The sequence below is a fragment of the Acidaminobacter sp. QWL-03 genome, from assembly GCF_058683855.1.
The window spans coordinates 1,116,935-1,142,601 of sequence record NZ_CM178752.1; the positions used below are offsets into that span (position 1 = coordinate 1,116,935).

29 protein-coding genes are annotated in these 25,667 nt (G+C 47.1%); 3 read left to right on the forward strand and 26 right to left on the reverse strand.

Annotation, left to right across the window (positions count from 1 at the left end; genetic code table 11):
- Positions 1 to 77 precede the first annotated feature (77 nt).
- The 22 genes from AC4PHM_RS05040 to AC4PHM_RS05145 all read right to left on the reverse strand — a co-directional run bounded on the left by AC4PHM_RS05040 (position 78) and on the right by AC4PHM_RS05145 (position 19,538).
- Positions 78 to 662: a nitroreductase family protein gene (locus tag AC4PHM_RS05040; protein ID WP_492019819.1), complete on the reverse strand. Its 585-nt coding sequence runs from the start codon at positions 660 to 662 to the stop codon at positions 78 to 80.
- 87 nt (positions 663 to 749) lie between these two features.
- Complete coding sequence (locus AC4PHM_RS05045; RefSeq protein ID WP_492019820.1) at positions 750 to 1,367, reverse strand: PH domain-containing protein; 618 nt, start codon at positions 1,365 to 1,367, stop codon at positions 750 to 752.
- Positions 1,368 to 1,421: 54 nt separating this feature from the next.
- On the reverse strand, positions 1,422 to 2,609 hold the full coding sequence (locus tag AC4PHM_RS05050; protein WP_492019821.1) for a pyridoxal phosphate-dependent aminotransferase: 1,188 nt from the start codon (positions 2,607 to 2,609) through the stop codon (positions 1,422 to 1,424).
- A 215-nt stretch (positions 2,610 to 2,824) separates the two neighbouring features.
- A complete protein-coding gene (locus AC4PHM_RS05055; protein WP_492019822.1) occupies positions 2,825 to 3,733 on the reverse strand; it encodes a cell division protein FtsX in 909 nt (302 codons plus the stop codon).
- Complete coding sequence (locus tag AC4PHM_RS05060) at positions 3,726 to 4,403, reverse strand: cell division ATP-binding protein FtsE (protein ID WP_492019823.1); 678 nt, start codon at positions 4,401 to 4,403, stop codon at positions 3,726 to 3,728. Before AC4PHM_RS05060 ends, AC4PHM_RS05055 begins: the two co-directional genes overlap by 8 nt.
- 10 nt (positions 4,404 to 4,413) lie before the next feature.
- The gene (locus AC4PHM_RS05065) at positions 4,414 to 5,607 is read right to left on the reverse strand and encodes a coiled-coil domain-containing protein (protein WP_492019824.1); all 1,194 of its coding nucleotides are present in this window, start codon (positions 5,605 to 5,607) and stop codon (positions 4,414 to 4,416) included.
- Between the two features lie 118 nt (positions 5,608 to 5,725).
- Positions 5,726 to 6,190 (reverse strand): hypothetical protein, encoded by a 465-nt coding sequence (locus AC4PHM_RS05070; protein WP_492019825.1) that lies wholly within the window; start codon positions 6,188 to 6,190, stop codon positions 5,726 to 5,728.
- Between the two features lie 139 nt (positions 6,191 to 6,329).
- Complete coding sequence (locus AC4PHM_RS05075) at positions 6,330 to 6,857, reverse strand: GNAT family N-acetyltransferase (RefSeq protein ID WP_492019826.1); 528 nt, start codon at positions 6,855 to 6,857, stop codon at positions 6,330 to 6,332.
- A gap of 19 nt (positions 6,858 to 6,876) precedes the next feature.
- Positions 6,877 to 7,647 (reverse strand): carbon-nitrogen hydrolase family protein, encoded by a 771-nt coding sequence (locus AC4PHM_RS05080; protein ID WP_492019827.1) that lies wholly within the window; start codon positions 7,645 to 7,647, stop codon positions 6,877 to 6,879.
- Between the two features lie 25 nt (positions 7,648 to 7,672).
- The gene (locus AC4PHM_RS05085; RefSeq protein ID WP_492019828.1) at positions 7,673 to 7,834 is read right to left on the reverse strand and encodes a hypothetical protein; all 162 of its coding nucleotides are present in this window, start codon (positions 7,832 to 7,834) and stop codon (positions 7,673 to 7,675) included.
- Between the two features lie 263 nt (positions 7,835 to 8,097).
- Positions 8,098 to 9,183 carry a histidinol-phosphate transaminase gene (gene hisC / locus AC4PHM_RS05090; RefSeq protein WP_492019829.1) on the reverse strand — a complete coding sequence of 362 codons (1,086 nt, stop codon included), beginning with the start codon at positions 9,181 to 9,183 and terminating at the stop codon, positions 8,098 to 8,100.
- 51 nt (positions 9,184 to 9,234) lie between these two features.
- The gene (locus AC4PHM_RS05095; protein WP_492019830.1) at positions 9,235 to 10,539 is read right to left on the reverse strand and encodes a nickel-dependent lactate racemase family protein; all 1,305 of its coding nucleotides are present in this window, start codon (positions 10,537 to 10,539) and stop codon (positions 9,235 to 9,237) included.
- Positions 10,540 to 10,620: 81 nt separating this feature from the next.
- The gene (locus tag AC4PHM_RS05100; RefSeq protein WP_492019831.1) at positions 10,621 to 11,025 is read right to left on the reverse strand and encodes an aconitase X swivel domain-containing protein; all 405 of its coding nucleotides are present in this window, start codon (positions 11,023 to 11,025) and stop codon (positions 10,621 to 10,623) included.
- Positions 11,025 to 12,242 (reverse strand): aconitase X catalytic domain-containing protein, encoded by a 1,218-nt coding sequence (locus tag AC4PHM_RS05105; RefSeq protein ID WP_492019832.1) that lies wholly within the window; start codon positions 12,240 to 12,242, stop codon positions 11,025 to 11,027. Before AC4PHM_RS05105 ends, AC4PHM_RS05100 begins: the two co-directional genes overlap by 1 nt.
- A gap of 52 nt (positions 12,243 to 12,294) precedes the next feature.
- Positions 12,295 to 13,575, reverse strand: a complete 1,281-nt coding sequence (locus AC4PHM_RS05110; protein ID WP_492019833.1) for a TRAP transporter large permease — start codon at positions 13,573 to 13,575, stop codon at positions 12,295 to 12,297.
- A 1-nt stretch (position 13,576) separates the two neighbouring features.
- Positions 13,577 to 14,071 carry a TRAP transporter small permease gene (locus AC4PHM_RS05115; protein ID WP_492019834.1) on the reverse strand — a complete coding sequence of 165 codons (495 nt, stop codon included), beginning with the start codon at positions 14,069 to 14,071 and terminating at the stop codon, positions 13,577 to 13,579.
- Positions 14,072 to 14,203: 132 nt separating this feature from the next.
- A complete protein-coding gene (locus tag AC4PHM_RS05120) occupies positions 14,204 to 15,250 on the reverse strand; it encodes a DctP family TRAP transporter solute-binding subunit (protein WP_492019835.1) in 1,047 nt (348 codons plus the stop codon).
- Positions 15,251 to 15,362: 112 nt separating this feature from the next.
- A complete protein-coding gene (locus AC4PHM_RS05125; protein ID WP_492019836.1) occupies positions 15,363 to 15,776 on the reverse strand; it encodes an aconitase X swivel domain-containing protein in 414 nt (137 codons plus the stop codon).
- Positions 15,776 to 16,981 carry an aconitase X catalytic domain-containing protein gene (locus AC4PHM_RS05130; RefSeq protein WP_492019838.1) on the reverse strand — a complete coding sequence of 402 codons (1,206 nt, stop codon included), beginning with the start codon at positions 16,979 to 16,981 and terminating at the stop codon, positions 15,776 to 15,778. The genes AC4PHM_RS05125 and AC4PHM_RS05130 overlap by 1 nt, the downstream gene beginning before the upstream one ends.
- 193 nt (positions 16,982 to 17,174) lie before the next feature.
- Positions 17,175 to 17,864, reverse strand: coding sequence for a GntR family transcriptional regulator (locus AC4PHM_RS05135; protein WP_492019839.1), 690 nt, complete (start codon positions 17,862 to 17,864; stop codon positions 17,175 to 17,177).
- A gap of 354 nt (positions 17,865 to 18,218) precedes the next feature.
- On the reverse strand, positions 18,219 to 18,932 hold the full coding sequence (locus tag AC4PHM_RS05140; protein ID WP_492019840.1) for a hypothetical protein: 714 nt from the start codon (positions 18,930 to 18,932) through the stop codon (positions 18,219 to 18,221).
- A 45-nt stretch (positions 18,933 to 18,977) separates the two neighbouring features.
- Entirely contained in the window at positions 18,978 to 19,538 is a 561-nt protein-coding gene (locus AC4PHM_RS05145; protein ID WP_492019841.1) for a pyridoxamine 5'-phosphate oxidase family protein, read from the reverse strand.
- A gap of 299 nt (positions 19,539 to 19,837) precedes the next feature.
- On the opposite strand from AC4PHM_RS05145, the gene AC4PHM_RS05150 reads away from it, so the two are divergent.
- Positions 19,838 to 20,053, forward strand: coding sequence for a dodecin family protein (locus tag AC4PHM_RS05150; protein ID WP_291405882.1), 216 nt, complete (start codon positions 19,838 to 19,840; stop codon positions 20,051 to 20,053).
- 70 nt (positions 20,054 to 20,123) lie between these two features.
- Complete coding sequence (locus AC4PHM_RS05155) at positions 20,124 to 20,984, forward strand: aldo/keto reductase (protein ID WP_492019843.1); 861 nt, start codon at positions 20,124 to 20,126, stop codon at positions 20,982 to 20,984.
- 55 nt (positions 20,985 to 21,039) lie between these two features.
- Here the strand turns inward: AC4PHM_RS05155 and AC4PHM_RS05160 are convergent, their stop codons facing one another.
- The gene (locus AC4PHM_RS05160; protein ID WP_492019844.1) at positions 21,040 to 21,411 is read right to left on the reverse strand and encodes a DUF488 domain-containing protein; all 372 of its coding nucleotides are present in this window, start codon (positions 21,409 to 21,411) and stop codon (positions 21,040 to 21,042) included.
- Positions 21,412 to 21,543: 132 nt separating this feature from the next.
- Between AC4PHM_RS05160 and AC4PHM_RS05165 the strand changes: the two genes are divergently transcribed.
- A complete protein-coding gene (locus AC4PHM_RS05165) occupies positions 21,544 to 21,972 on the forward strand; it encodes an OsmC family protein (protein ID WP_492019845.1) in 429 nt (142 codons plus the stop codon).
- 82 nt (positions 21,973 to 22,054) lie between these two features.
- Here AC4PHM_RS05165 and ccsB read toward each other — a convergent pair whose 3' ends face one another.
- From ccsB to AC4PHM_RS05180, 3 genes are read right to left on the reverse strand one after another with little or no spacing between them, the layout of a single operon-like run.
- Positions 22,055 to 22,885 (reverse strand): c-type cytochrome biogenesis protein CcsB, encoded by an 831-nt coding sequence (gene ccsB / locus AC4PHM_RS05170; protein ID WP_492019846.1) that lies wholly within the window; start codon positions 22,883 to 22,885, stop codon positions 22,055 to 22,057.
- 3 nt (positions 22,886 to 22,888) lie between these two features.
- On the reverse strand, positions 22,889 to 24,256 hold the full coding sequence (locus AC4PHM_RS05175) for a cytochrome c biogenesis ResB family protein (protein WP_492019847.1): 1,368 nt from the start codon (positions 24,254 to 24,256) through the stop codon (positions 22,889 to 22,891).
- Positions 24,257 to 24,298: 42 nt separating this feature from the next.
- Positions 24,299 to 25,486: an ammonia-forming cytochrome c nitrite reductase subunit c552 gene (locus tag AC4PHM_RS05180; RefSeq protein ID WP_492019848.1), complete on the reverse strand. Its 1,188-nt coding sequence runs from the start codon at positions 25,484 to 25,486 to the stop codon at positions 24,299 to 24,301.
- Positions 25,487 to 25,667: the final 181 nt, after the last annotated feature.

A 25,667-nucleotide genomic window follows, 5' to 3' on the forward strand; every position in this document is an offset into this window, starting at 1 on the left:
TCTGTTTTTTTGCATTCTTTTTTATGTCGGTCTATTCAGACTGGGCAAATATAATCCCATCATCTTTAGACTTTTTTCTATTTGTTAATCAACAGCTCATTCATAGGCCGTTTCGGCACATAAGTCACATGCTGCTCATCCCGTGAGTAGCTGACGTCACCGCTGTCCGGCAACTCTGTCAGTCTCACTTCCTCATCCGGTTTGCCGATGGCGACGATCAACACCGGCTCTAAGTGGTCTGCCAGTTGAAGCGCTTCTGACACTTTCGCAGCGCTGAAATTACCAATCATAATGCCGCCAAGACCCAGATCAATCGACCCAAGAAGCATAGTTTGTGCGACAATGCCAACATCCTTCATGAACCGCTCAGGATTTGACGCAATATTTTTGTCTGCGCAAATGACAATAAATGCCGTTGGATTATGGCCCTCTCGAGGCAGATTCAAATGCGGCAATCTTCTCGCCCAACCCGTCAGGGGCTGTATAACAGCGTTCGTCTGCGCATCACAAGAGAGATAAAACTTCAAAGGCTGGAAATTGATGCTTGATGGACAAAAGCGCGCGAGCTCAACTAGAGACTCCAGTTCCTCACGCTTTACGATCCTCTCCTGATCGAAGCCGCGATAGCTGCGGTTCAGTTTGACACGTTCCAGAAATTCCATAGTTAAAACGACCTCCCAGGACTTAGCTAAAAACGTCAAGTTGAGTTAGTAAACATAACATAATCTCGTAATTTTATCTTCGCGCCTTTATTTTGGGTCGTACTTTGTGTTATAGCCAGGATTCTCCCCAGGTCTGAGCGCATTGGGATAATGAATATCACTTTTAATATCCACTGACATTTGTTTAATGCGCTTATAGACATTGTAAGGATCCTCAATGTGCAGCAGAGCGCCCTTGTTGGATCGCTGCTGGTTCCCTTGGCTGTTCCTGTAAAATGATGGCGTCAGACGAATGGTCCCGCAGCCTCTGAGTTTTTCAATGAGACCGACATTGACTTCTGGTTCACTGATGTCTGTAAACTCCACGACATTGATGTCTCTGCCAATTACACCGGACTGAATATAAATCCGCTTGTCAGTCAAGATATACTGAATGTAATTCCAGTTTATGGCTCTATAGATAGGCCCGCCTACAGCGATCCAGACCGGCATCAAATGCAGCAGGAAGAATGGGACCATGAACAGTCCAAATCCCATTGGCAATCCACCGCCAACGCCGAACATCAAGCCAATAAACGCGAAGTCAAAGGCACCCCAGACCAAAGCAACGACATACATTACTGGATTTCCTATTATATAGGTCACCTTTTCAGGTTTCCCCTCCCAAAGCTGATATTCATTTGAGTCCATCATGTCCCGGATCATGGAATAGACCTCCTTTAGCGGCGCAGAACGAGAGCGCTTTAAGCCTTGTCAGCATTAAGCGCAGCATTCTTCAATTAAAGTCTTGAAGCCTGGCAGTGCGTTCTGAATGGTACTGTAAGCAACACAATAAGCGATTCTGACATACCCCGGACAGCCAAAGGCACTTCCAGGTACCAAAAGAATGTTTTTTGATTTGGCCATCTCAGCGAAGGCTTTGTCATCTGCAACCGGTGCTTTGACGAACATATAAAAAGCGCCCTCAGGCTTGATGCAGTCATAACCAAAAGCTTTCAAATTATTGTAGAGCAGTTCTCTGTTTTTGTTGTAACCTTCCAAATCTACTTGTGCGTCCAGGCATTTAGCAATGACGCGCTGAAAAAGTGAAGGCGCGTTGACAAAACCAAGGATCCTGTTGGCAATGTTCGCAGCGGAGACAAAGTTTTCAAAATCTGCCATTTCCGTTGGCATCACCAGATAACCTATGCGCTCTCCTGGAAGTGATAACGATTTGCTGTAAGAATAGCCCACAATAGTATTGGTATAGTATTTGGTGAGATAAGGCACCTCGACACCGTCATAAGCCAGCTCGCGGTAAGGCTCGTCAGAAATTATGTAGATGCTTGTGCCCAGAGCTTTCTGCTTTTCACTCAGTATTTCGGCAAGCTTGATGATGGTCGCTTCCGAATACACAACGCCCGTTGGGTTGTTGGGCGAATTGACTATAACGGCTTTAGTTCTGTCTGTAATCAGATCGCTGAAGGCGTCGAGGTTCGGCTGAAAATCGACTGTATTCGGCGGAACGACGACCAGTTTAGCGTCATAGTTGGAAGCATAGCTGTTGTATTCCCCAAAAAATGGCGCAAACGTAATGACTTCATCCCCTGGATTGAGGAGCGTCTTGAAAACGACATTTAATCCACCGGCAGCGCCAACAGTCATAAGAATGTTTTTTGCGTTGAAGCCTGTTCCAAATCGATTGTTTAAGCTTTGAGCAATCGCTTCCCGCACCTCTTCGTAGCCGGAATTGTTCATATAACCATGGATAGCGGCAGGTTTCTCTTCCTGTAATATTTCAATGATTGCCTTTTTGACTTCCTCAGGCGCTTCGACATTTGGATTGCCAAGACTGAAATCATAGACGTTCTCTGCGCCGTATAGGCTGGCAAGGCGTTTGCCTTCCTCGAACATAGCGCGGATCACGGAGCTCTTTGAGACTTGTTCCATCATTTTGCTTGATATCACTTAAATCAACCTTTCCTATGCAGATTTGTTTTATGGGGTTGGCACATTAATCTTTATCTTAATTTAGCATAAAAAAATAAGGAAAGAAAGTGCCGCCCCTTAATGGAAGACGGTGTCAGACACCGCCTTCCATCCAAACACCAAAAAGGAAGGCGTCACCGCCTTCCTCACCTTATCCATTGATAGGTTGCTGCTCGTCTAGTCCATAAACCGCCTCAGACCCGCATCCCATGATTTCGGATCATGCTGAGGCCAAGCAGGCTCGCAGCGAGACCAAGAACAAAGCTCGTCACAACTGAACCCCACAAAGTCAAAGAAATCATATGGCCGGCATTGACCGGTGGAAGGAAGGTTATGACTTCCGCCAGATCTGCACTGACAACCGTCACAAACCACATAAACAGTCCGGCGGCCATCAATCCTGCCAAAGTAGTCAACAACACACCGCCCATGACATAGGGCTGATAGATAAATCCATTTGGGGCGCCCAGCAGCTTCAGCGTCATAATCTGCTCCCGGTTGGAATGTACCCCTTCGCGAATGATGTGGGAGGTGACCATCAAGGTAGCCAGTCCCACGGCTATGGCTACAAAGATTCCTATCCCGGAAACGACGCCCGCAATGGAGGCCACCTTTTCAAGCACCGTCTGATTGTCACGGACGTAGACCACACCGTCGAGACCTTGGATCTCGTCAATCACTACAGACAGCTTGTTCAAATCAATACCCACTTCCAAATAGGGTTCAAAGGGGTTCTCGTCAAAATGGTTCAGTACCGCTGCGTCCTGTCCTAAAATGACCGACATTTGTGTGTAGGCGTCTTCTGCGCTGATGGGGAGTGTGGTCAGGGTACCATCGGCAGACTCGATCTTTGAGATCAGGCTGGACAAATCCAGATCGCCGCTTTCAACCCGGGCCGCGTCATAATAAACGCTGATCTCTGCCTCGCTTTCGAGGGCCTGAACCAGGCTGGTGCTGATCTGCCAGCTGCTCATAGCCAAAATAGCCACAAAAAAGATCAGAGTCAAACTGACGAGGGACAGGAGACTGGAAATGCCGTTCAGCCTTAAGATAGTTTTGACTTCCTGGAAGACGTAGTCCAGGTTACTCATCAGTTTAGACATCTGCACCCCGCCTTTCTGCGGTCATCTGCCCCGCTTCCATGATCAGGTGCAGGAGCGGTTGACCCGTGGTCATCAAATGCGTCGCATGGGTCGTTATGACCACCGTCGTCTCAGGTGACCGGAAGGATTCCAGAAGCCGCAGAATGTTGACTGCGTTCTCCATGTCTAAGTTACCTGTAGGTTCATCTGCAACAATCAGAATGGGGTTTCGGGCGACCGCTCTGGCAATACTCACGCGTTGGCACTCACCCCAGGACAGGTTGCTGATGGGATGATGGCGCTTATGGTCGAGACCCACTCTGTGAATGCTTTCCTCCGCTCTGTCCTCCCTGTCATGTGGCTTGATATCCAAAAATCGCATGCCCAGCAGGACGTTGTCCATGACTGAACGGCCCTCTAAAAGTCGGAAATCCTGAAAGACGGGGCCAACCTGCTTTCGCATCTTTCTTATGGCACTTTCATGGTGCGCCGACATGGGCTGGCCCAAAACCTCCAACGAGCCGGAGGAAGTGAATTCAATGCCCATCAGCAGTTTTAACAAGCTGGTCTTGCCTGAGCCACTGGGACCTGTAATATAGACCAGCTCGCCTTTTGGAATATGTAGATCAAAGGTCTTCAGGGCCTGTGTCCCATCGCGGTACGTCAGACTGGCTTTTTCGGCATGAATCACGGGACACCTCCTAAAATAGTTTAATATCTATGGTGAGTGTGATCGCCCCATCCTCATGGGTGATCTGTCGCAATGTGCTTTTTCCTAAGGTACCCGTAAGGTCAAAGGTTAATGTACCCCTGGATACCAGGTCTTCCAAGGCAGCTTGGCTCATTGAGACCCCTTGGAAAGTGCCGCTTACGACTTCGAATGCCAGCGTACGCTGATCCACAATTTCGAAAGAGCCCTGAAGCTCAGCTTTTTCCTTGACAAAGGTCATGAGAACACCTTTTTTGGTGAAGTCAAAACGAAGTTCGGGAAGGCCTTGTCGTCGGCTGACTACTGCATTAAAGTTGTCATCCGTGATCCGTCCCTTTACCCCGCTTGGGGAAAACTCAAGTTCAATCTTCCCAATAGGGACATCTCCCGATTCCAGCATCTCAGACAGGGTGGTGACGGATTCGGTGAAGACAGGTTTGAAGGCAGACCAGCTCTGATCCAGTCTCTTAAGGTTCGCCTCATAAAAAGCCCGGTCTGAGGCCAAGGCTTGAAGCTGGGATTCGAGGGTGATTTTTGCTTCAGAGAGGCTGCGCAGGGATGCTGCCAGCTCAGCTTCTTTAGTTTTTTGCGCCTCAAAGAGTACCGAAAGCGCCGCTTTTTCTTCTTCCAGCCTGAGGTGCGCAGCCTGGGTCTCCTGCATCAGGGTATCGGTCTTGCGGGACAATTCCCTGAGCAAATTTAACCGTCTGAGCAGATCCTTCAGGCATGTGGCGTTGAGAACAATCTCCAGGTTGGAAGCTGCACCCGCACGCTGCTGGGACTTCAGGATCTCTCCAAGGGTGTCTCTGACAGCGTTATAGTCCCTTTCACGTTCATTGATCTGAGTCTGCTTTGCTTCAATTTGACCGCCAAGGGTGTGGATGTCGTTCTGGATCACAGCCAATTCAGCCTCCAGCTGATCGATACGTGAAGCGGTCTCGAAAAGCTCAGACAACAGGGCAAGTTCCTCGGCATTCAGGTTTTCAATGGCCTCTAGGGTTTCCTGAGCAATTGGGGCGTGGGCCTGGGTAGTGACTCGGGGCGGGGCCTGAGTGGCGAAGACCATCGGCAAAGCACCAAAAAAAGAGGCGGCAATTATGACCGTAAGCAGGAACATAAGGGCGATCTTCCCTGCTTGGCGCTTTGATTTAGTTGTGATCCGTTCATTTGAAACGCGGTCCTTCATGCACTCACCTGCCCTTATCATTCAAAATAGATGCTCTATGGGTAAAGGGTGCCCTATTGAGAGAACGCTTAAAGAAGGTCATGGCGGCGTACGCTTCTTAACGGGCACCCTCATTTAGTTATTTCAATCCGCCCAGCACCTGTTTGACCAGACTGACCGGAAACGCGCTTCGTTCCCAAAGGCGCTTGAAGGCGTAAAGGCCTTGAACAGTGCCCACGCAGAACATTATCACATGAAGCGGCACGATCATTTGAAGCATCAGGCACTGAACGACAATCCAGATGATCAGGCCCGCGCCCAGAATGCCAGTGGCATAACCGTGGATCAGGGCGCCGCGGTCCGGCTGCCTCCAGTGCAGCACTAGCCATGCAGCTGCGGCAAGATTGCCGAGTCCAAACAAAGTGAATAAGATGATTCCGGGAATGAGGAAGGTCTCAAAGGGCCCTGTCTTGAGCAGTTCCACACTTGCGCCTCCTGGTGTGACAGGGTTGAGGATGGCGCCAAGACCACCCGCGATAGCACCCACGCCAACAAAGACATGGAGCAGCAGTATTAAACTCCGAAACAACTTGACGACGTTCATGGCTCTTTTCTCCTTAATATGTAAGTTTTTTGAAGCCAACTCACGGGTGCGCCTGGTTGTGACGCTTATGAGAAACAAGATGTCCATTTTACAGCTCTGCCCGTCAATGCTGCCTGTTTTATGCGTGGCGAGAAACGGCCTACAGCGCCAGCTCCCACCGTTCTTCCGTCTGAACCTTTCCCCAGATCTCGTGGGTCTCGACCTCGGTAATCTGGAAGCCAAAATCCGTATAGAGGTGGCGCGCAGCATCCAGCTGGCTGACGGTCCAAAGAAATACTTTGGAATAACCCGCCGCTTTCGTAAACCCCAGGGCGGTGCGCAGCATGGTCCTGCCTAGTCCCAAACCGCGAAATTCGGGCTCTATGAGGTACCACCTGAGCTGAGCCGTTGTGTCGTCCGCGCGGACTATAGCGATCATACCGGCCCGTATGCCTTCAGACCCTATGCCTTTCCAGGCCTCAGCAACCCAAAGGTTTTCCTTCTCCGGGATCGCTGAAGCGCCAAAGTCATAGACCGGTCCCTCCACATAGGGACGGAAGGTGTTGTCAAAACCCTGCTCCTCAGTATAAAGCCTGTCATGGCGGTCTATGACCCAATCGAGGTCACTTTTTTGGAACGGTCTTAATGTAAAACGAATAGGACCGAGATCCGCTGTATGATAGGTCATGTGAATCGCCTCCATGGCATTATTTGTCTGCAATTTCAAAGATCTCAAAAAACTCTGATATCAGACGCTGCGCTGTGAAGTCCCATTCAAAGACCAGCGCTTCGGAGCGCTGGGTCCTGTGAGTCAGAAGCCGTTTACCCCTGTGGATCACGAGACTCTCCGCCTCCCAAAACTTCACGGTTTTGTCCTCCCCCGTCCGGTTGCACACGAACACAGGCAGTCCCGTTTCCCTGGAGCGCTGCTCCCACTCGCCCTCAGGTCCGTAGAGCCCGGGGCCCCAGGCACTCGGCGCCACCAGCACCTGCACACCCTGTGAGAGGTGCCGATCCGCGACCTTATTGGTGTACGCGTCCGCACAGATCATGATGCCAACACGGATATGGTCTATGTCCACTGGCTTAATCTCCTCGCCAAAGCTCGACCAGCCATCCGAGTGCACGATCATCTTCCTCTGGCTGCCGATGGTTCCTTTCCCACCGCCCAGCACAAAGACTGTATTATAAAAAAGTCCATCTTCGCCTTGTTCAGGCTGCCCAAGGAACAAATAAGCGCCAGCGGCACTCACACGCCTGCCGAGTTCCAGCGACCAAGCATCTGGCTGCGGCTCAATCCAGGACGTTCCTATCAAATGAGTAAACTGCAGCCCGCTGACGGCAGTTTCCGGCGTGATAATCCATGTCGCGCCAGCCCTGAGAGCGGTATCGATGCCGCGCTCAATCAGGCGCCTGTTGTGGTCGACCTCGCCGGCAATTGAGTTTAGATGAAGCATGGCAATCTTAAGGGTCGTCAAGATGGGTTCCTCCGGCGTCGTAGTATTAAGGCTTCAGCTTCTGAAGTGTAGTCTCCGTGCAGAGTTCCTTGGTTTCCAGATTAATGTGCGACATCTCCAGGGTTTCCTCAGGAGAAAAGTCCATCCAGTACTCCGGCACTTGATAAATAAAGCCGCAAAGCGGGCATTTGTAATAGGTGAGCTCCAAAGTACCGACCTCCTTGTCAATGTGAATGCGTATGGATTATTATAGCATATTTAGGGAAAGTAAACGACACCCCCGAGGGGGTGTCGCTGGGTTTTGGAACTTTTGGAGCTATGTTGGAGAGGAGGGTCGTTTTAGGAAGCAAGCTTTAGAAATATAGTGAATTTGAATCTGAGAAGTTTATATACAAATTTTATTGAAATTGGTAATTGAATCGATTTCAAGACACGATTTTTATCTGCCTGAGTCTCTAAACGTTTCTCACTTTACTTCATCATCCATCGATCCATTGAATGGATCACTGCGGTCATGGCTTCATCTGAACCGGTTGAAATCCTTCCCCAAGTGTCATACCCCCAAACCGTGCCAGGTGTAATAAAGATCCCGTCCTTTGATAAATGTTGGATTACCTCTAATACAGGGCAACCAAAATTTACAAACACAAAATTGGCAAAGGATGGCACATACTCAAGGCCCTTAGAATCAAAATAATCGCATAGTCTCTTCAATGACCTTTTGTTTTGTTGTATGCTTTTTTGAATATGTCTCGGATCTTGAAGTACTGCCAGAGCAGCTGCCTGAGCCAATAAATTGACATTAAAAACGAGTTTGACTTTCATTAACGCCTCGATGATCTTTTCAGAAGAAACAGCATATCCAACTCTTATACCAGCGAGCCCAGCTGATTTGGAAAACGTTCTAAGTACAATCAGATTATCGTAATCCTTCAGATAAGCAATACCATCCGGATACGCCAGGCAGTCTGCTGCATAATCATAATAAGCTTCATCAAGCAAAATGACTATATCTTTTGGCACCTGAGATAGAAGTTCAATTAATTTTTCCCTGTGAATAATTGTACCGGTTGGATTATTGGGGGAGGTCAAAAAAATCAATCTGGTTTTTGATGTTATTGCCTCCAATATGCTCTTAGGTTCGAAATCAAAAGACTCACAACGAACTTCTTTGAGTATCCCATTCATGAGTTGTACATTATTTTTATATAGTGTGAAATAGGGCACAACTGCAATAGCTTCATCTCCTGGATCAATTAAAATTTCGGTCACTAGTCTAATTAGCTCATCTCCGCCATTTCCGAGCAGGATTTGTGACGGTTTAATTCCCAAAAGCCCAGATAGCGCGAGTCTAAGTCTATCTGAACCTGCATCCGGATAAGTGCTGATCTGATCAATAATGGCAGCAATCGCTTTCATGGCTTCAGTTGATGGGCCCATGGGATTTTCGTTTGCATTCAATTTATAAACTTGTTCTAGACCTAATTCTATCTTTAACTCTGAAATCGGTTTCCCTGCTTTATATGGGTCCAAATACTGCAAACATTCTCTGAACAAGGTTCAAACCTCCCTGTGTTGTGGGATAGGCCGCATTGCAATTCAGACAGGTTATAGCGCGACACCCTCTGCCTGACTTTTTAATACCGGCAGGCAGTCCCCACCACGTGGAAGGATACCAATGGTTGCGCCAGGATTCCGCTTTAGCAGCTGATCCACGGCTGATTGAACACTTTCCTCACGCTTGTAACCCAATACCTTGACATCTTCATCACTCAGACCATGTGAAACAACTAAAATCTGAGCTTTTTCTCGAGCTCTTGAATTGCAGACAGCAAGAACAGCTGAGATGAGATCGATCGATTTATCATCAATAGGTGCAGCTTTTGCCTTTTCGAGAATGTCATGATAGCTCATACTCAACCATTCAGAAAATTTTGGGTGATTGTGGGCAAGCCCTTCATAACATGGGCTGGCAAAGACAATAGTTCCGCCTGGCTTAACAGCAAAATAAGCTGAGGTAACCCCTTTCAAAGCTTGCCAGAAATCCAAATCTGCAGGGTATGAACTGACGACGACAATATCGGCAAGTTCTGGCATTTCAATAGAAAAAGCATTTCTTGAAATTCTGGCACCCTCCCGATGAGCCTCAACAAAATCACCGCTGACAATTTCTATAACCTCACCAAGAGGATTCTTGACTGTGTTGATGATGAATTTCAATCCCGCTTGTCTTGCGACCTGCTCCATTCCAAGCCTGCACGGGTTGTCTACAATGCCAAGCGGGATCTCATCGAGCATAGCAGCCGAAATATGCGTTGCAGCCGTGGTGGGGTATCCGCAAATGCCTGGCTGCAGAATCTTGGCACCACCTGAAAATCCAGCATCAGAATGTGGGATGATATTGCCAATTCCAATTATAAAATCCACTTCATTTACTTTTCTGTTGACCTGGACAGGAATTTCAAATCCTTTTACGAAGACTGAAGGCATCGTGACCATACTGCCTTCATCCTGGTAATCATGCTGATGGATCTTGAGTTTATCAAATAGATCCTGACCAACTTTATCCAATATTTCTGCTTCTGTCATCATCCTGTGAGATCCAGGTGCCGTCAAAATCTCAATCTGTTCATACGTTAAACCACATTCTAGTAGGTAATCGACTAAAACAGGCAGGATTTCTTTAACCGGCGTTGATCTAGTCGCGTCCTCAATCAATATGAGGACGCGGTCTTTTGGCTTCACGCAAGCCCTGAGTGACTGGCATCCAAAGGGGTTATCCAGACTTTTTCGAACTGCTTCAGCTAGATGAGACTCTCCCTTTGTGTTCTTCAGAGTACCTTCAAATAGAAAATTTTCACTCGGAATTTCAAAAGTGATTCTGTCTGGCCCATAGGGTATCATCATTTGCATGAATTGAATGCCTCCCTTTAGTTCAGGTTAACTATCATTTTAAGTATGGCTGATTGAGTTGAATTCTTGAACACTTATGGTCTATAAAATTTCAATCCAGCCCTCTGTGGCATTCAGAATAATTCGATCACCATCTTTTACCAACTTGTAGAATTCTGGGTCTACTTTGTGGACCATGGGCACTTCAAATATCAACGCACTTGAAACTAATACGGGATCTGCATGCTCAATAATCATACCGAGTGGGCTTTTTTGATTTCGACCAAGCTTAAAGAGACCATCGGCTTGAACCACTGAACTGCCTTTTCCTGACGGCATCATCAGAATCTTGCCTGCAATGTTCCGGCCTTCCAGATCGTGATTGCGTTCGACAACCAAACCGGTTTCAGGCTCAACCAAATAGTAGCACACGGCGTCTTTTGATATTATGACTTCAGCTTCCGCGTAACCTTCAGAAATTCGTTTACAGTAAAATTTTGTTCCCATTATTTAAGCACCTCCCCGAGAATCGCCGCCTCTACGGCTTCTTCCAACGGACGAATTTTAAATTTAATCCCTCTGATCTCGTTGTAATAAGCGCACTTTGGAGAGTCAGTGACAGCATTCATCCCGTAATACGGCTGCCAGCAAGGTGGTACATCAATACATGTATCCGCGATGATATGACCGCCAGCGCGTTGAATGACATCCAAGAAACCCATGCGGTCCGCAAGTTCACGTGTCAGTGAGCTGGTGAGCACCCAAAAGTCGACAGCGAATTTACGTTCTCCAACGGTTTTAGCAATAGTCTCCACTTGATCAATATTGAGATGAGGGCATCCAAACATGGCAAAATCAATTTTGCCTGGTTCCCTGCACAACCTTTCTCTGGTCGCAGCCAAGTCCTGATCTGTGATTTTTAACCGATGTTTTATTTTATTGTTTCCGAATGCAGCTTCAAGCGTTGGCGCTTCCGGTGTAATGCCTACCATGTGATACATGGAGACTGCGCCGGAAGTATTGAGTTGAGCCCCAAAATTCATGAATCCAGCAGGCGTTGGTCTTGATTTTATGCCGGTGAAAACTGGAATCTCCAGTCCTTTATAAAGTTCTGGATAGCACCATCCCAGGAGCTGATAATCAAAATCAGTTTCAACTTTAGCTTCGACTTCGACCAGAATTTCGCCCTTTCTGTTTTCGTCCAAAAGCAGTCCATATTCCGGGACTAAACCAGTAATTGCTGCACAGAGAGCGCTTTGTGAAGATTCACGGTTGGATCTTGCCCCAAATACTGAATTGACATATGGTGTGGCGCTGGATTCAGAAAAAGCGATGACTTCACCAAATCCTGGAACGTTTTGTTGTAAATACGGTGTGCAATCGAAGGTTAAGGTTGCCCCAATTTGCTTGTAAGCTTCATTTGTGGCACTGACAATATCAATACCAGCCTTCGGAATCTCAAAAAGATGCTTTTTCAAATATTTAAGGTCAATACTCGGATTTACAGTGGGTGATACCTTGCAATGTGCACCTAGCTTGAGAAGTTTATCCACAAACCAAAGATCTGCATCCTGAGCACTCAGTGCCACATGAGCCCGAGTAATAGGCACCATGCGTTCAGCCTCAAATGTCTCACCCATTGCAACTTGAATTTTCATTGCTGCTGCAATGCCTTCTCCATATTTTCCCTCGAGCATATCTTTTTCTTCAACAGTTAACTTCATAGTGCACCTCCATAGATCCCTGATGTCAAAGTTTTATTGAATATAATTTTACTTATTTCAACAAATCGACCAAAAACATAGTGGTGGCCGGCACATAAGTCGTGATCATCAAAACAATGATCAAAGCCACTAGAAAATATTTCATGTATTTCATCATGCTGCCAATAGAGACCTTCCCAACAGCTGATGCCACGAACAGATTAATGCCGTATGGCGGCGTAACAAAACCTATCGCCAAGTTCATTGTGATCACAACACCAAATGTGATAGGTGACATACCGAGTTGAGTAACAATTGGCAGCAGTATTGGGGAAAGGATAATGGTCGCTGGGATATTATCAATTAAGCAGCCAATCGCCAAAAGAAATAAGTTGATAATCAACAAAAGCAAAATTTTGTTGGTTGTAAGGGTCATGATTGAATCTGCAATCGCCGTTGGGATCTGCTGAATGCTCAGATATCCCGCAAAAGCCATGGAGAAACCCACCATAAAAGTTGTGATGCCATTGATTAAAATGGTATCAAACAATGATTTGTAAAGCAGCTTCCAGGTTAGTTCTTTGTAGATAAATGCCCCGACAAACGCAGAGTAGACGACTGCAATAACCGCAGCTTCTGTAGGCGTAAAAACACCAGCATAAATGCCGCCAAGAACTATGGTTGGAGCCAATATCGCCCAAATGGCTTCTTTGAAAGACGTTATAACTTCTTTTGGTTTAGGAAAATGCCCAGTGCCTTTGTAGCCAAATTTTTTTGCCAATATGTAAGAGGTTACCAGTAATGCAATACCCATCAAAACGCCAGGTATAAAACCTGCAATAAACAAGTCGCTGATGGAGGTGTTGACAACGACACCATAGATGACGAAAGGAATACTTGGAGGAATGATGACGCCGATGGTTCCTGCAGCAGCAGTTAAAGATGCAGCAAAACTAGTGTCGTAATCCCTTTCTTTCATGGCTGGGATCATAAACGTTCCAATAGCCGATGTCGTCGCCATGGCTGAACCGGAAATGGCCGCGAAAAACATGCATGAAACAGTTGTAACCATAGCTAGGCCGCCAGTAAAGTAACCAAAGATCATGTTGGCAAAGTCAAGGAGTCGTTTTGCCACACCACCAGTGCTCATCAGGCTTCCAGCAAGGATGAAAAACGGTATAGCCATCAAAGGGAATGAATCACACCCAGCTACGGCGTTTTGTGTTACCATAACCAGTGGAATGTCTGCAAATAAGAACAGCGTAATCGCAGTGGAAATTCCAACAGCGTAACCTATTGGAACGCTCAGTATGATCAGGACAATAAAGGACCCAAACAGAAATAATGCTTCCATCTTATATTGTCCCCCCTTCGGCTTCTTTCGCTGGTCTGAATAGTTCTACCAACTGATCAATGATATACACACTTGTGATCGCCGAACTGAATGGCAGAGATAAATAGACATAACTTAACGGAATTTTCAAAGCGGTCGAAAGCGCGTTTCTTCCAGCAATCTTCAATACGAGCTGGTAACCATTGATGACGAGAAAGATACAAAATATTAGAAGGATAGTCAGAGCTATGGCATTCAACCACTTTGCCCCTGCTGGACTCAGCTTCTTAACAAGTATTTCTACCCGGATTTGCTCTTTCATTCGAATGCCAACACCTGTTCCTAACCAGATTTGCCAAATAAATATATAACGCGCAAGCTCTTCACTCCAGGATAATGAATTATTAAACACGTATCGCATAATGACCTGCACGAAGATCAGAACAACTGTAAAAACAAGGCTAGCAACTAATAGTCGTTCTTCAAATTTAGTGTAGAGTCGAAGCAATTTTCTCATCCACATCACCTTCTTCCAAAATAAACTAGGAGGAATAACCAGAATTTTATTATTAATATGCTTGAATTTGAAAGATGCCGGGAGGCAGAATCCGCCTCCCGGCCAAAGTGGGGCAATGTCAAAGGGGAAGTTTTACTTGTTGTACTGTTCAATTAGGTCAAACCATTCCTGACCGAATTCAGTTTTATACTTGTCATGCATTGGAACCAATGCATCCATGAATTTTTGCATGTTTTCTGCTGAAATTTCATTAACGGTCATGCCTGCTTCTTTTAATTTGTCTACAGTCGCGATATTGTCGTTAATCTCATCTTCACGTTCTGCTTCTATCAGGAATTTTCTAGCGCCATCCATGACAACCTTCTGCTGATCTTCAGATAATCCGTTGAAGAAATCTGCATTCATAACATTAGCAAGGTAGGATTGTACGTGGCTTGTAAGGCTGTAGAACTCCTGTACTTCATAGAATTTCGACGCATAAACAAGTGCCGGCGCATTTTCCTGGCCATCGACAGTCCCTTGCTGGAGACCTGTAAAGACTTCACCAAAGCTCATTGGAGTCGGATTGGCACCCAAGTATTTGAACATGTCTATGAAGACTGGGCTTTCCATAACACGCATCTTTATGCCTACAAGATCTTTTGGCTCGTTGATTGGTCTTACATTATTTGACATGCTGCGGGCACCATTGTAGCTATAACCCAGATTCAAGAGGCCAACCGGAGCCAGTTTTTCATCCAACTTCTTGCCAAGATCTCCATCCAGCGCATTGAAGCCTGCATGAACGTCTTTAAATATAAATGGGAGATCGAGCAGTCCAAAGATTGGATCATAGGCTGTTAATACAGCTGTCGAAGGAATCGCAATCTGGATTGTGTTTAACGCGACTGCTTCCGTTAACTGAAGATCGCCACCCAATTGTCCATTTGGGAACAGTTGAACTTCTATAGAACCGCCAGATTCTTTTTCTACATAATCTTTGAAGGCAACTGCACCACGATGTGTCGCAGTTTCTTCAGAAACAATGTGAGCTACTTTAATGACGGCTTTTTCTGCAGGTGCTTCTGCAGGCGTTTCCGCAGGTGTCTCAGTTGCAGGCGCAGGTGCAGGACTGCTGCATCCAGCCGTCATACCAATAATCATCACAAGAATCAACAGAAGTGCAAATAACTTTTTCATAGTCTTCCTCCTCAAATTTGATGTTCACTCCAAACAACCCAGACCTATATACTATATGTAATCAAAAGTCCTGATTTCTCACCTCCAAAATAAATCAATTTGCCTAAATGAATCAGATAAATACGACTTGTTCTGAATTTGCATCTACCCTGACCTTACAACCTTCTTTTAATTCAGCATAGAAGGCTTCATCCAATTGATCCACCATTGGGACCTCCATTATGATAGCGCTGGATACAAGCACTGTATCGGGATTCTGTATGATCATAGCCTTAGGTGCATTCTGTTTCATTGCCAGCTGATAAAGACCATCGGCTTGAACTACTGAACTTCCTTTACCGCCCGGAAAAACCAAAATCTTGCCTGCAATGCTTTTACCTTCTAGATCATGGCCTTTTTCAATCACCTCTCCTGTTTCGGGATTGATCAGATAAAACATAATGTCGTCTTTTGAAACGATTACTTCACCTTCAGCGATACCTTCTGAGATGCGATGGCATGAAAAACTTTTTTCATTGACAGACATTAATCGATTTCCCCCTTCAGCGCGGCGTCAATACAGGTTTCAAGATCTCTAATAATAAAATTCAGCCCCCTGCGTTTAGGATAATAGGCACATTTTGGTGAATCCGTTATTCCGGTTTTTCCTGAGAGATAGTGCCAGCATGGTTGATCTGGACAAGTGTCTGAAACTATATCTCCGCCGGATTCTCTAATCGTTTCTAGGAGGCCCATTCGATCCGCCATTTCTTTAGTATGACTTGAGGTGAGAATCCACATTTCGACAGCCAATTTTTTACCGCGGATGCGCTCAGCAATAATCTGAACTTGGCGGAGAGTGAAATGAGGACAACCAAACATTGCAAAATCTATTTTTTGTTCACCAGGCTCAGAAATTTGAGACAGAATCTCCTTCAGATCATCATTTGTGATTGTGACTATTCGTTTTGGTTCTTTTCCGCCAAATGCAGCTTCCATAGTTGGTGCTTCAGGTGTAACACCCAAAACGTGGTACATGCCATATGCACCAGAGGTATTAAGCTGTGCCCCAAGATTCATAAAAGATTCAGGTGTGATTGGTGTAGGGAGACCAGTAAAAACAGGAATGCCCGGTCCAATTTTCTTTCCCATATATCCAAGAAGTTGATATTCAAAATCGCTTTTTATATCAGCTTCAACATTGACCAAGATGTCGCCGAATCGATTTTCATCGAGTAAAAGTCCATATTCGGGGACTACACCTGTAATAGCAGCACAAAGTGCACTCTGAGCTGCCTCTCGATTCGATCTTGCTCCCCAAACACTATTGATGTAAGGTGTTGCACTTGACTCAGAAAAGGCGGTAATTTCGCCAAAGAATGGGACATTGGTTTGTATGTATGGTGTACAATTATAAGATAGTACTGCGCCAAGTGCCTTATAAGTATTGTGCGTGCGCTGCATTAGACTCGCGAATTCATCAGTGACTTTACCTGCGCTTGTGAAATAATTAAGATTAAATCCTGGATTTACAGTCGGTGGAATTTTACAATGTGCACCCGCTTTTAACAATTTTTCTGCGAACCATAGGTCAGCTTCTTGATTGCTGAGGGCCACGTGAGCACGTGTTATTGGTACCATTCTCTTTGCGTGAAATGAATCCCCAATGGCTGCCTGAATTTTCATAGCGATTGCAGTACCTTCTCCATGCTTGCCTTCAAGCATCTCCCTTTCGAACTTTGTCAGTTCCACAATTCTGCCTCCTTTAGAGAATGTTTTATCTTGCAGCACCCTAGCATATTTCAAAATCTTAGAAGAAAAGAGAGCTATATCCACGCACCATTCAACCTGTATACAGGTCAAATGGCAAAAAAGTCGTTTCTTGCTGTTAGTTCTTTATGTCAACCCGCAGCTCAAAATAATATAAGATGCTGTTGAACTTCCGTTAAAGATGAAAATCCGGATCTTTTAAAACATTGTTTTCTGCAAATTGAATATGTTCAGCCAATAGCTGCTTAACTTTTTCTTCATTTTTCTCCCTGATTGCCTGAATAATATCCAAATGCTGCTGAATTGTAACTGCTTGATATGGAAATTTGCTGATAGATAAAGCCTGGATTCTTTGAATCCTTTGACGGATACTATGCATTATATCCTGCATTATTAAGTTGTCTGACTTATCCAATATCAGTGCATGAAGCTTATGATCAGAACCTGCCAAATCTTCATATGAAACTTCTATCCCATCTTCCAACTTTTGTTTGCTTTCAATCCAGCTCTTTTCCAATTCATATATATCTTCCTCTGTTACATTCTTTAAAAATGATTTTACAGCGGCGCATTCAAGCGCAGTACGGACTTCAAACAGTTCGTGAACCTCTCTCGTTGTAATATTTCGTACAAATATGCCAATCCCATTGTGAATTTCAACTAAACTTTCACTGGCCAGAATTTTTAAAGCTTCCCTCACCGGAGTCCTGCTCATGTTCAGAGCTTGAGCAAGTACATTTTCACTTAAAAATTCACCAGCACTTATTTCATTGTAAATAATCATATGCTTTATGGCATCATAAGCTACATCCGTTAGGTTTTGTGCTTTTTTCTTCGGAATGACTAATTTTGTTTGTCTGGTCAAGGTATAACCTCCTCGGATTTGACTTTGAAATATTATCCGAAAATAGCACTCATGTAAATATAAACTCATCAAATCCAAATTGTATTACGGATTTCAGAATAATCTGAACACTTTACCTGTATACAGGTTACATCCAGGTCTTAAATATGTCAATCAAATTTTTTTTGAATCTCATTAGAGTTTGTTGCCTGATTGCCAAGCTGGTTTCGGACAGCAGTGAATCCTTCTTTCATTAAGGGCTCTATCAATGTTCATATTTGGTTGAAATATGAAACTCGGTGTCAGACACCGAGTTTCTTCTGAAATGAAATGAGGTGTCAGCGACTTCCACCTATCAACCCCCGGTTTCACACCTCACACACTCAGTTCCTTCCGCTGCAGCCAGTAAGCCTCCCCTGGCTTTAGTATTAAAATATCAATAGGTCCGCCTACGGTCTTAAGCCTGTTCTGGAATTTCATGGTATCCACCGTGGTGCGGATGGCAAACTCGGCAAAGTCCACGGCATCCTGGAGAGTGAAATAGTTCCACGAAATGTCGTGTGCTTTGAAGTCGACTGTGCTGCCATCGGGTTTTTTTATCTGAGCTGGACTCAGAAGTCTGGCCAGGACATCCACTTCACCAGACCAGGACGCGCCCTGATTCTCCGTGCCCTCCCGCTTTGCGCGCTTCGACTTGATATTAACGTTCCACAGCCTTTTTTCATAAGCAGAACCAACCTTCTTATACCCCGCTATGAAAAAGTTGGAATTCGGCACATTGTCAAAACGGTTGAAATAGGTAATCAGGGCTTCCGGCACCTCGTCAATGTCCGTCTCCGGTCCCATGTTTTCGCGTATAAAGGCTTCAATATAACCGGTCAGCGGTTTATTGTCTATGGAGACTTCCCCACAGACGGACAAACCAATCTGGTTGGGGCACAGGAATGTCTTATACGTCGTATCTGTTGTGTGAATCCCCAGGGTCTGTACTTTCTTCTCTTTGGTTTCCTCCATGCGATTATAAGTGGAACGGCTGTCACTTGCCAGCACAATTCCCTCTCCAACGAAGACACATACAATCAACGACACGGGTATCCCTCCTCAAAATAGGCATGCAAGAGCCCGTCAAAGCCCTTATTCCGTTCTGCCCCACTTCATTTCGATGCCATCGGCATCATATTTCTTTCTTTTTGCGGTGAGGGTTTCAATGTCGATCCGGATCACGACGGTCCTCGACATCCCACTTTCCGCCGCGGCCTCAAAATAAGGCATATTGAGGGGCGTGAACTTCTCTGAAATCGCTCTGAGTCCCTTAAGTTTTTCTTCGTCTGATGTCACCAAGACCGCTGTACCCGTGAGGATGGCGGACTCAAATTCAGTTGTGAACTTGTTCGCCACTAATGATGCAACCTGGTTCTCGGCTTTCAGCGCCTCAAATTCTTCAGGCTGGATAGGGTCCGGAATGTGGATGTCCCCCACAAAGACCATTGTGACAGCGCCATTGAACTTCAGGTTGTCGATCTTTCTGCCCTCAGGAGCGCTGTGCAGATAAATGATGTCACCCACCCTTGCCGGCGAGACAGGCACCGAATAAGGGATCCCCTTTTCGCCGATGGTCGTCAGAACGCCAAATCGTGCCTTATCTATCACGTAAAGTCCAAAGCTTCGGTCCATTTCGCGGTCCTTGCGCCTCATAATTTTCCTCCTGTTTTCCATAAGCTTTGTGGGGTGGAGATGGGTGACCGTCGGCAAAATGCTTTTTTATAGGATGCTTTCAGTCAGGATCACCACGTCGACATGGCATCTATACCCATGACGTTGAATTTCTATTCAAGGAACGAAAAAGTGAGCGTCCAGTGATCATCAAATGGGGGTATAAATCAGCAATAAGGTATTTTTCATAACACAAGTTTATGAGGGCTGCACCCGATCTGTCGTCATTGTCTGTCTGACGTTTGTCACTCACCCAGACTTACGCGAAAAGGAGAGAGAAAATGGCTGAAAGTGTTTACAAAGTCATCGAACTGATCGGTACTAGTGAGGAATCCTGGGAAAAGGCAGCTATTTCGGCTGTAGAGGTGGCTTCCAAGTCTCTGGATGACATTCGCATAGCTGAAGTCGTCAGAATGGACCTCCAAATTGAGGATGGCAAGGCGGTATTATTCCGAACCAAACTCAAAGTGTCTTTCAAATATCACGATCAGGATTAAAGTCAATTTTCAAGGGTGCGGCCATTTTTGTAATTTTTAACAATTTTATATAAGCGAAGGGGGGAGCAAAATGCTGCAGCTGGAAAATTTAAACTTAAAAGATGGCAGTACCATGCCGAGGCTCGGCCTTGGAACCTGGTTTTTGGGCGAACAGTTCCGTTATCAGTCCAGGGAGCTTCAGGCAGTCAAGCGTGGCCTGGATCAAGGCATACGCATGATTGACACTGCAGAGATGTATGGAGACGGCGGCGCGGAAACCATCGTGGGCAAAGCGATCCAGGACGCGGATCGTACGCAGCTTTACTTAGTGTCGAAAGTCTACCCTCACAACGCGAGCGAAGGCAAAATTGCCAAAAGCTGCACCGAAACCCTGGAGCGGCTCGGGACCAAATATCTGGATCTCTATCTCCTCCACTGGCGGGGCGGTGTTCCGCTGCAGGAGACCGTGGATGGCATGGAGGCACTGGTTGCCAGGGGGAAGATCAGACGCTGGGGCGTCTCGAATTTCGATCTTGCGGATATGGAAGCGCTGTTTTCCGTTAAGGGCGGCGACAAATGCACAGTGAATCAGGTCATGTACCATCTGGGCTCACGAGGCATCGAGCACAGCCTGCTGCCTTGGATGAAAGCCAACGGCGTGGCGCTCATGGCTTATTCCCCGCTGGCACAAGGCGGCGCTCTAAAAAAAGAACTGGTCTCACATCCAGTCATTTTGTCAGTTTGCGCCAGAAACCGGATCAGCTTTCATCAGCTGATGCTCCTCTTTGCCCTTCGGGATCCACAAACGGCGGCCATTCCACGCACCTCAAACGCGTCCCATGTGGACGACCTGATCAAAGGGCTCTACGTCAAGCTCAGTGATGAAGACTGGGCTCGTCTGGACGAGGCTTTTCCGGCGCCGGACAAAAAAGTGCCGCTGGAAGTGATTTGAATTAATAACCGCGCACACACCTGACTTCAGTCATGGGTTATTCTAAAGATTGAAGCTATTTGGGCTTCAGTTGACTATCCAGCCATGCTTTTAGCACCGTCGCATGGTTAACCTCGTGATCCTTCGCGCCATAGAGCAGCGTCACCGGCTGAACCTCCAAGATCTGGCGGAGCCGCGCAGCATAAGCAGCAGCACCTTCGCTCTGGTCAAGCTCCATAGTGTAGCGGACTCTAAAGTCTTCCATACGCTCTGGCATGTGACAAAAGTCTTTTCTGAGAGCCGTGCTCGGCGCCAGGTCTTTTGCCCAGTCGGCCAGCGACGCTCTTTCCTTGCTGATCCCCCTTGGCCACAGACGATCCACAAGAATCCTGAAGCCATCCGAATCAGACACAGGCTCATAGATGCGTTTCAGTAAAATCCCGTACATGTACATCCGCTCCCGTTAAACATATTAAGTCAGGTCAGTGCAAAGGTCACCCTTGATATCTTCCATGCCCCCCCTTGTATTTTCCTGCAACCGCATCCAATAAATCTACAGACACAACTTTGGGAGGTTTCTATGAAACTGGAATACACCACCAGGCACCTGGACGGCATGGCCTTTGAAATGACACTGGACGGCCATCATAAACTGATCATGGACGCAGAAGATGACTTTGGCGGCAATGACCGCGGACCGCGGCCAAAACAGCTCCTGATTTCTGCGCTCACAGGCTGTTCTGGCATGGACGTCGTTTCGATCCTGAACAAAATGAAAGTCGAATTTGCCAGCTTCGAAATCAAAGTTGAGACGGAAATGACTGAGGAACATCCTAAAACCTATTCGAAGATTCACCTGATCTATGAATTTACCGGCCAGGATCTGCAGGCCTCAATCAAGAAGATAGAGAAGGCCGTGGACCTGTCACAGAACCGCTATTGCGGTGTTGCCGACATGCTGAGCAAGGCGGCTGTGCTTACCAGCGAAATTCGATTGATTGAAGCCTAGAAGAACGTGCGGGGCATCCTTTGTAAAATGGTGCCCCACACGTTCTTTCTTTTTTTTGCCGATGGTCCCATTTCCGCCACCCTCAATTCACATAACTGTGGATGCTTGGCAGCAGGGTATTCACCCCGACATAAGTAAACAAAACGCAAATAAACCCAATCAGGGCAAAGACTGCGGCTTTCTTGCCACTCCACCCCTTCACAATTCTCATGTGGAGGTAAATAGCGTAGATGATCCAGGTGATCAGCGACCAGGTCTCTTTGGGATCCCAGGCCCAGTAACGGCCCCAGGCAGCCTCCGCCCAAATAGCCCCCGTAATGATTACCAGAGTCAGAAAGAAATAACCGGAAGCCACTGCCCTATAGCTGATCATGTCCAGCTTTCCCAGGGTAGGCAGATGACGCTGAATAAAATCATCTTCTTGAAAGCGGTCCCTGAGCAGATACATCCCAGACACTCCAAAAGCGACCCCAAAAGCGCCATAGCTGACGACCGCCGTTGCAACGTGAAAAGTAAGCCACAGACTGCGAAGCGCCGGCATCAACGGCCGCACATCTTTATTCTGCATAGCGGCGTAACCAATGATGAGCAGGATCACCGGCGCTACAAAAGCACCCATTGCCCTGAAGCTGTAACGGCGTTCGAAGATGAGATACACAAGGGCAATACCCCAGGCGAAACTGGTAGCAAACTCGTATTGGTTCGACAGCGGTACCCGCTGAGCACCGAGTCCCCGGGAGACTAGAGCCAGGGAATGCAGGATAAAGCCGCCCCACAGAACATAAGTGGCGACGCGCCCAAGTTTTTCATTTTTGCCCAGAAAAAATGCCAGATAGAGCACCATGGCTACAAAATAGAGTCCCAGTGCACCATAGAAGCATAAGCTTTCAATGCCCAGAAATTGCTCCAGCATACACTATTCCCCCATTTTCAAAGTTTGCCACAGCGCTGAAAGGGATTCATGATAGATTATAGGATTCTTCTTTGTGAATCCGCTGACCCAAACTTTCCCATCCGCACCTACATAACCATAGAGAGATTTTGGTACCCAGTAAAAGCTCAGAAAGAGACCTGTCAGAAGCAGCATACCGCCTGCGCCGGCCGGTATAGTGCCTGGATCGCGCACCACCTGAAGCACTGTGAACAGCCGGGGTTGATAGAACGAAAACGTGGTATCACCATAGCGGATCGGTTCTCCCGGCATGGCCACGTTTGTCCTTACATGGCGGCCCTCTTCAAAGAGCGAATAGAGCAGTACAGGTCGATTGAGGAATGGCGTCGCTGTATAGGGCTGGCCATCTTTCATTATGAAGTCAGGATAAAAGGCCAGGTAGTGAAGTGCGATGGATTCACCCGGTTCCTCAAAGACCTCCGACGTGTAGAGCGTGCGACTGATCTCGGAGCCGTCCGCCTTTTGCATCACCACGTCCAGCGCCCAGCCGGTGCCGTTTTGGTAAATACTCATCCCCTGGCTTCGAAACGGGGCGTTGACCTGGGTCCGCCCTGACGCCCTGAAGCCGTTTTCCGGATCATATAGTATCAGATCTGTGAGATATTGATGGATACTGTAATCCTGACGGTATTCAATGTCGAATGCCTCAATGGCAATCCTGTAGGGAGTGCCTGCCACAACCTGGTCCGTCCCTGGCACCCCGTAGACAAATGCCTCGAAGCCCAGCAGTTTTCCTATGAAAAAGAAAACTATGATCAGCAGAAGGCCAAGATGGCTGAGCCAAGATCCCAGCAGTCCCGCCTTGCAGCGGCTGGCATAGAGATAGAGTCCGTCCGTGGTCTCCTTTGTTTTGAAGCTCTTGAAGCCTGCCCGCTTGAAGAAGGTTTCGACTGCAATTTTTGGCGGTTCTCCAAATGGCGCGGTGTAGGTGCCGTAAAAAGTACCGTGTTGTGGAAGGATGGTTTCAGGGACCATCGGCAGTCGCCATTCTTTTAAAAGTTTGGGGAACCGCCTCAGGTTGCAGAGAATCAGGTTGATGGACAGCATGAGAATCAGAATGCCGTACCACCAGGCGCTGTAGACCCTGTCGAGCTGAAAAAACTGAATGGCGCTCAGTTTAACGCCACTGAAATTCTGCGCATAAAATTCGGCTGTGTGTCCCTGGGGAATCAGCGTCCCAAGGATGGACAGCGCCGCGACCAGTGCCAGCAGGATCATACCGCTGCGCATGCCATAAAACACGCCCCAGATCCTTCCTCCGCTCTTTTTGCCGATGGTTCCAGTCCCAAGTCCCAGCTGTTCCACCGGTGAATTGCCTTTTCTGCTGCCCATGCGCTCACCTCGAAAAAAAGGCTCCGCGAGGAGCCCGTAGAATTAATTGCCTTGAAGCAGGGTCAGCGCTTCCTCCGTCAATTGTTCCGCTTGGTCCAGAAGCTTGTGGGACAGCGGGTTGTTGTGGAAGCCTTCGCTGTTTTCGACGAATACGAAGTCCCAATACCACTGCGCCGCTCTATGCTTCGCTCTGGCCTCTGTCAGAACGGCCTCGGAAACCCCGCTGTTTTGCGCTTCTCCAAGGGCTTGGATGAGCGCCTCAATTTTGAGTGCCGTCTCGTTCATGCGCTCCTCGACTCTGCCTTGAAGTCCTTCGACTTTGGCAATCATGGACTCACTGGTTTCTTTGGTATGGCAGGTGAGACAGGAGGCTTCGACATTTTTGAGCGGACTCGTCCATTGATGGGATGGCATGACGTCGCCGCTTGCGCTTTCGACATCCGGCATATGGCAATTAACGCAGGTAAAGCCGTAGCCTTGGTGCAGGCTGCCCTGGAAGGTCTCCCATTCAGGGTGCTGAACCTTCAGAAGCGGCGTGCCGCTGACCGGATGGGTCCAGTCTGAGTAGCCAAGGTCGTCGTAATAGGCCATCATGGCTTCAGGGTTCAACCCGTTAACCGATGGCATTATGACCACCTTGCTTTCCGGATCGAGATAGTACTCAACGTGACACTGGGCACAAGCCATTTCTTCAGGTTTAAACTCCTTGCCAATGCCTTCGACGGCGACATTCAAGTGCTCGCGGGTGACATAGAGAACGCCTGGTTCATTCTTGTGACAGTCATAGCAGCTGATCGTTTCCATTTCTTCCAGGTTAACGACTTCTTCAAATTTAAGCGCGTTGCCGGCGACGCCCTGCGCCTCCAGGATAGTCAGAAATCCGCTGGTCTTACAGGTCAGGCAGCTGGCGGCCGGTTTGGGCCGTTCTGAGTTTACCACGTCTTCCAGGGCGTAAGTATGGCCCCGTGCTCTCAGGTATTCGATACTGAAGCTGTTGCCGTCATACAGTGTATTTAAGTAAGGGTATTTCTCCAGATAATCTATTTGCTCGGACCCGCCGTAGGTTGTTGCTGCCATTTCATTATTTTTCAGATAGCTTGCGTATATGTCCGGATGATCCTTTTCCCATTCCTGAGCGGAAATGATACCTTCTTCCTTTCCGCCGGAACAGGCAGTACCCATCATCAGGACCACAAGGGCCAAGAGCAACAAGAGGACTTTCCTGTTCATAGTCTCCCCTCCTCGGGGTTTGCTGAAACTTGGGTCAAATCGAAATCAAAGTAGACGCCGCGTCTTCCAGGATGCCGTTTTAGACCTGCCTCTGCCGGAAATCACCACCTCAATTTATTTTTTTGTAACTCCATACGCTACATTTATTCCCATTTGAGTGGGATTTAAACGAGGTGATGTT